General features: G+C 68.9%; 7 protein-coding genes. 2 read left to right on the top strand and 5 right to left on the bottom strand.

Annotation, left to right across the window (positions count from 1 at the left end; genetic code table 11):
* Positions 1–128: 128 nt before the first annotated feature.
* From ACFVU3_RS31925 to ACFVU3_RS31905, 5 genes are all read right to left on the bottom strand, one after another.
* Positions 129–305, bottom strand: a complete 177-nt coding sequence (locus tag ACFVU3_RS31925; RefSeq protein WP_390071725.1) for an FxLD family lanthipeptide — start codon at positions 303–305, stop codon at positions 129–131.
* Positions 306–358: 53 nt separating this feature from the next.
* Complete coding sequence (gene fxlM, locus ACFVU3_RS31920; protein ID WP_390071723.1) at positions 359–1,555, bottom strand: methyltransferase, FxLD system; 1,197 nt, start codon at positions 1,553–1,555, stop codon at positions 359–361.
* Positions 1,556–1,639: 84 nt separating this feature from the next.
* Entirely contained in the window at positions 1,640–2,260 is a 621-nt protein-coding gene (locus ACFVU3_RS31915) for a hypothetical protein (protein ID WP_390071721.1), read from the bottom strand.
* A gap of 126 nt (positions 2,261–2,386) precedes the next feature.
* On the bottom strand, positions 2,387–2,938 hold the full coding sequence (locus tag ACFVU3_RS31910) for a hypothetical protein (RefSeq protein WP_390071719.1): 552 nt from the start codon (positions 2,936–2,938) through the stop codon (positions 2,387–2,389).
* Complete coding sequence (locus tag ACFVU3_RS31905; protein ID WP_390071718.1) at positions 2,935–3,843, bottom strand: ATP-binding protein; 909 nt, start codon at positions 3,841–3,843, stop codon at positions 2,935–2,937. Before ACFVU3_RS31905 ends, ACFVU3_RS31910 begins: the two co-directional genes overlap by 4 nt.
* A 220-nt stretch (positions 3,844–4,063) precedes the next feature.
* On the opposite strand from ACFVU3_RS31905, the gene ACFVU3_RS31900 reads away from it, so the two are divergent.
* Together ACFVU3_RS31900 and ACFVU3_RS31895 are read left to right on the top strand one after the other, a co-directional pair.
* Positions 4,064–5,317 (top strand): XRE family transcriptional regulator, encoded by a 1,254-nt coding sequence (locus ACFVU3_RS31900; RefSeq protein WP_390071716.1) that lies wholly within the window; start codon positions 4,064–4,066, stop codon positions 5,315–5,317.
* Between the two features lie 11 nt (positions 5,318–5,328).
* Entirely contained in the window at positions 5,329–5,868 is a 540-nt protein-coding gene (locus ACFVU3_RS31895) for a GNAT family N-acetyltransferase (RefSeq protein WP_390071714.1), read from the top strand.
* Positions 5,869–6,000 lie beyond the last annotated feature (132 nt).

The following is a 6,000-nucleotide window of genomic DNA, read 5'->3' as shown; positions in this document are numbered from 1 at the left end:
GGGGGGGGGGGGGCGGGTCGGGCCGGGTTCGCCGGGCCCCCCCCCGGCGGGGGGCGCCCCCCCGCTTTGTGGGGGGTTGGCGCGGGCGCGGCCCGGGGGGCCCCCGCCACGACAGACTGCAGAAGCTGTTACGGGCAGCTGACGCACGCCGACGCGCACGTCGAGTTGCAGCCGTCGCCCGTCAGCTGGATGAGCTGGTCCGCGGCGACGCCGGCCTCCACGATCGACACGTCCAGGTCGAAGCTGGTGTCCTCCAGCTCCCCGGTGGTCTTCGGTGCGACCGTCTGGTCCATCTGAATCGTCATCGGTCCTCCTGGTTGGATGGTGCGGTGTACCGGAGCTGGTCAGCCCCGGAGTCTCAGGCCCAGGTCACGGCCACGTGGCCGTGGCGCTTGCGCGCCGTGCCCGGGGGAAGGGGGGACGGCGCGGGACCCGGCACGTACCGGATCGTCGCGGCACCCCGCCGCTGGTGGTCCGCCGCCCAGCGGCGCAGCAACTCCGCGTACTGCTTGGCGAGCTCTTCGGCCTGCGGTCCATGGGCGACGACTCCGCTCTCGAACCCGGCCGTTCCGGTGGCCGGGTTGGGGCGGCGGGTGCGGTAGGCGAAGCTGTCGTCGCTGACCAGGGTGGCCACGCCCAGCCGTGCGGAGGGCTCCATGAGGCCGCTGTCGATCACGTCCTTGCTCGCGTGCAGCCGGGCCGGGGACAACAGGTTCAGGGTCATGAACCACTCCAGCTCGTCGGGCAGGTCGTACGCCGCCCCTGTCCACTGCTCCAGCCGGCCGCCCGCCAGAGCACGGCCAAGGGCCTTCGCGTCGAGCGGGGCCTCCTCGTTGTCGGACTGGAGGGCCACGCCGTCGCGGAGCATGATCTTGCGGTCCGGGGCGGCGCCCTCGCCCTGCAAGGGAACGAAGTGGCTGAGCCGGTACGAGAGGCTGACCAGGCCGTCGCCGTCCCGCTCGAACGCCACCGACCGGGTCGTCCCGCACACCGTCAGCGGAGTGACGAGCCGGCCCTTCTCGGACAGGGCGCTGATCCACGGCGGGGGGATGTCCCACGTGGCGACCGTCGCGATGATCCTGTCGAACGTGCCGAGGCCGGCGACCCCGGTCTCGGCATCGGCTACGACCGACTTGACCCGGCCATAGCCGGTGGCGTCCAGATTCTGCCGCGCCCGTGCGATGACGTCTGCGTCGATGTCGAGGGTGACGACCTCACCGTCGCCGACGAGCTCCTGGACGAGCGCGGCGTTGTAGCCGCCCGAGCCGATCTCCAGCACCCGCATCCCGGGCTCGACGCCGGCCTGCTCCAGCATCACCGCCTGGAGGTGCGCAGCGGAGATGACGCTCATGTCGAGCCCGTGCTCGTCCTTCTTAACGGGAAGAATGCCGTGCAGGTCGTAGGCTGCCTCAAGGGTTGCCTCAGGAGCGAACTGGTGCCTGGGCACGGCGGTGAAGGCTGCCTCGACGGACGAGGAAACGATCGCGTCCTCGTCACGCAGAGCGGCCACCATGCCGGCTCGCAGGACTTCGGGGGTTGGCGTCTCAAGAGTCATCCGACTACCTGTTCTGTCGTGGAGAGCGGGTTTTCCTGACGCGGGGTAGGCGTAAGTCGGTTGCCTGCCCCTCGCGCCAGAGATCTATGAGGGGAACGACTCAGTCCCGCCGAAGGCGATCACGGTCACCTCGCGGAGTTCGCAGACGACAGCGCGGGCGACGATGAACGCCAGGTCCGGCGAGTCGAAGCGGGCTACCGCGTCGGGCACAGGCTCGGTGCCCTGCCCGGGCCGCGGATGGAGCGTGCCGAGGACGCCGATCTTCTCCGCCTCTCGAACGCGGAGCTCGACGTACCCCCCACGGAGCTGGGGACAGCGCCGCTTTGCTGCCTGCGCGCACCTCTCGCAGCTCGGCGGGACCACCGTCTGCACGCCCTCCCAGACGGTGTCATCGGCGTGGTCGAGCAGCGGGAGCAGCCACAGCATTCCGAGTTCGTTGCGGCTGGCCGGCCTCATGCACCCCGCGCACAGCCGGTCCTCCATCACCGCTTGCTGGCGCTCCGGGTGCAGCTCCTCGGCGTAAGCGGGCCGGCCCAAGGGGCCGGTTTCCGCGCAGACCACCCACAGGACGTCGTCCAGGTCACGCGCGAGTGCCTCCCACGTGGGGTCAGCGTAGGCAACGCCGGCCGGGGTGACGGTGAGGTCTACGGGAAGGATGGTCTCCCCCTCCATGGGCACGACGTACGGTGCCCGCGTCTTGTGCACGGTGATCCCCTGAATCAGTGAAGACAGTGGTGGGCGTCCTCGGCGCCGGAACCGGATCCGCTCCAGCACCGAGGACTAGGACCGCGCCCGCCGTGTGTCTGGGGGGACTGCAGCGGGCGCGGAGTCTCAGTGGGTGATGCCGAACCTGGCGTCGAGGTCTGCGTGTGGCGTGGGCTCGGGCAGGAAACGAGTGAGCGCTTCTCTCAGCGGCTTGACCGGGACAAGCCGGTCCCGAGCCTGCGGCCGGAGCCAGAACGGGCCCGGCTGCTCACCCTGCCCCGGCGTGGGCAGCGTGATCATGTAAGGGGCGCCGACGCAGACGGCGTGCGAGTGCGGTTCCCAGCGGCTGGCTGCTCCGGGCGGGACCAGCCAGTAGAGCCAGCCGGCACCAGGGTCCTCAACCACCGGGCCGCATCCGCTCTGGACCAGGTCCATCCGCTCGACGGCGCGTCGGGCCTGGGCGCCGGCACTTGTGATGACGACGTCGAAGAGACCTCCGCCGAGGGGTACCCGCGTGCTCTCACCACGATGTACACCGTGGAAGGCACGGAGTACGCGGCTGAGGTCCGCCAGGTCGGTGGCAGGCGCCTGTGCCTGCACGCTGGCCTGAGCGACCATGTGGTCCATCAGATCGGCGCCGCTGGACACCACAAGTCGCTCGATGACGGGGGCGCTCACAGGTCCGCCGATCCCGGCTGCAGGATGGCGCGCACGGTCTTGCCGTACGGTGCATCAGGGAGCCACCTGATCTCGGCCCCCAGGCCCTGCGCCAGTCGTAAGCCCCTTCCCTGAACTCCCTCGATGGCCTTCTCGTAGTCGGGGAAGTCCGGTTCGGGGTCCCAGACGTCGATCACGAGCTCGTCCGCGTCGGTGATCCGCAGCCAGGCGTGGAAGGCGTCCCCACCGTCCCCCGGCGTGATGGCGTGCTCGAGGGCGTTGCGCACCAGGACGTACAGGACATCAACCGCGGCACGCTGGTCGCCGGACCAGTGCAGGAGCGCCAGGAGCGTGCGGCCCTTGATGCGCGCCATGTTCAGGGCGGTGACGTCACCGGGGAGTCGCAGCGTTGCCTCGTGGCGAACCGGGGCTGGGACCATCTCGGGAAGCCCGGCCGGAAGGGTGATCGTGCACCAGACTTTCGTTCGGTCGCCGCTCACGCCCCAGGAGTCCGCCATCGCATCGACGAGGATGAGACCGCGACCGTGCTCTTCATAGGGGCCCGTGGGGCCGGGGAGGGGGCCCTGGGGCGATCCGTCGGTCACCTCGATCCTGAGCCGGGTGTCCTGGCGGTAAACGCGGATACCCACGGTGGGAGCGTAGGCGTGGCGAAACGCATTGGTCGTCAGCTCGGTGAGGAGCAGCTGAGCGGTGTCTACGAGGTCGGAACTGCCCCAGTGGGTAAGGCCGGCTCGCAGGATGCGGCGGAGGCGCGCCGGCCAGAGGTCGTTGCTGGCGGGGTCCCGCATGATCGAGAGGCCGAGAGCCGAGTGGCCCTCCGTGCGCCCTTCCAGTTCATCAACGGCGGCAAGGGCACGGTGCCGGGTGTGTTTCTCTTCCGCGATGCGGGTCGTCGTGTTCGTCACGAGGTCTTTCCCTCCGATGGGGTTTCCCGGATCCGCGAGATGACTGGACGTCGGGCTCTCCTCCGTGCAGGTGCCGGCAGGTCGGCGCTGCATGAACAGACAACTCCCCTTGCTGGAAACTTGGTTAGGGGATCTGGCCCGCGATCCTGGCGCAGCCCCTAGGGGATTTTGACTACCCCTTTACCTTGGCGTGAGGTGCTCGAAGGGCTACCGTGCGGTCATGGAACCCGCACGCAACGAGCTCCTTGAAGCGTGGATGCGAGAGCATCAGTTCAGTGCCAACAGCCTTGCGAAAGAGCTGAATTTGCGCCTCGAAGCGCTGACTGGCAAGCCCGGAACGTACGACGGCCGCCACGTCAGAGACTGGCGAGCGGGACGGGTTCGCTGGCCTCGGGCGAACACCCGCCGGGTCCTGACCGACCTCTCCGGAAGGTCGGCGGTCGACTTAGGGTTCGTGCCACGACGCCGGAATTCGCCAGCAGCCGCACAGGAGGACCCCATGCACCGCCGCACCCTTGTCGCCGGCGCTCTTTCTGCAGCCGTTGCCGCAGCTGCCCCTGGAACCGCTTCGACCCGCAAGATCGGGATGAGCGACGTCGGCCGCCTGCAGGAGAAGTTCGCCGCCGTGATCGCCAGTGACCACAAGCGCGGCGGGCAGCTCGACATCGAGCAGCGGGCCATAACTCTCGCCGAGACCGCCCTGAATCTCCAGAACTCCGGCACTGCCACCCAGCGGGTGCGCAGCAACCTGTACGCCACCGCTGCTGGCTTCCGATCGTCGGCGATGTGGGCGGCCATCGACGGCCGCCGCTTCAAGGATGCCGTCACCCACATGAAAGAGGCCCAGGTCCTTGCGGAACTCTCCGGGGACCAGGCGATCAAGTTCCGCATCTGGTCCCACGCTGGCACGCTCTACCGCCACATGGGACGCCCAGCAGACGCTCGCGCAGCCAACGACGTAGCCAGAGACCTGCACATCACCCGGCGCGACCCCATGTTCGCCTCCCTGGGCATGGCCCGGGAGATGGCCATCAAGGGCGCCTCCCATGACCTCCGAAGCCTTCCCCGTACATACGACCAAGCACGCGAAGCGATGAGCCGTGCCGCTCCAGATGTCCCCCGCCCGGTCTGGCTCCAGGCTTTCTGGGACGAAGCGGAACTCCACTCCCTCGCGCTCAGCGCCTACCTCTCCGCCGGCGACTGGGCCACCGCCGAGTACCACGCCCACCGGTGCCTAGCCTCGCTCCGACCCCACATGCAACGCTCGCGCGCCATCACCACCAGCCGCCTCGCACAAGCACAGCTCGCCCAAGGACACGCCGACACAGCCACCCACACCGCCATGACCGTGGAAAGGGAGGCGGCTACCCAGCACCCCCGGGTATCCCGCATGCTTCAGGAGTTCGGTGCCGCCCTCCGGGCCATGGCCCCGGGCAGCAACAACGTACACATCTGGACTGAGCACGCCGCCTGAAGGGCTTACACATGACCACGGCTCCCGCCATCGAACTTCGCTCCTACACCGACTTGGACGCAGTCCGCGGCGACCTGCTCGACGTCTACGCCGAAGTTCGTGCCCCCCTGCTCCACCTCGCGAACTATGCGGTGAGCTCCTTCGGGGAGCGCCTGGACCGGCACGGCGCTGAGGACGGCTTTCAGGCCGTCCTCGCCTACGAGGGCGAGCACCCGGTGGGATACGCCTACGGCAACCGGATCGAGCACGGGGATCGCTACTGGCAGCGCACGGACCCGACCCCCAGCGAGGAATACATGGAACGACCGGCTGTGGCTTTGAAGGAGATCGGAGTGCGTCCCGCCTGGCGCGGCGTAGGTATTGCTCGCCGCATCCACGACGCCTTCCTTGCTCACCGGGAGGAGCCGTACGTGACGCTGATGGTCAACGAGGCCGCCGGCGACGGCAAGGTCCACGCGATCTATCGGTCATGGGGGTACCAGGATCTGGGAAGCAGCCAGCCGTCGCCCGCCTCGCCCTGCCTGACAGTGATGATCCGGCCGACGGCCTGACGCCTGGCGCGGCTTGATAGGTGCATCAGTACGAGCCACGGGACTCCCGTTCTTGGACACACCTCACCCCTTGGAGCAGGGGTTGCTGAAGTGACCTCAGGACACCCGGGGCGGGATCCGTACGCCTCGGGG

Source organism: Streptomyces sp. NPDC058052 (genome assembly GCF_042885515.1).
Classification (GTDB): Bacteria; Actinomycetota; Actinomycetes; order Streptomycetales; family Streptomycetaceae; genus Streptomyces.
Note: the sequence above shows the minus strand (reverse complement) of the source record. Positions and strands in the feature narration are given on the sequence as shown.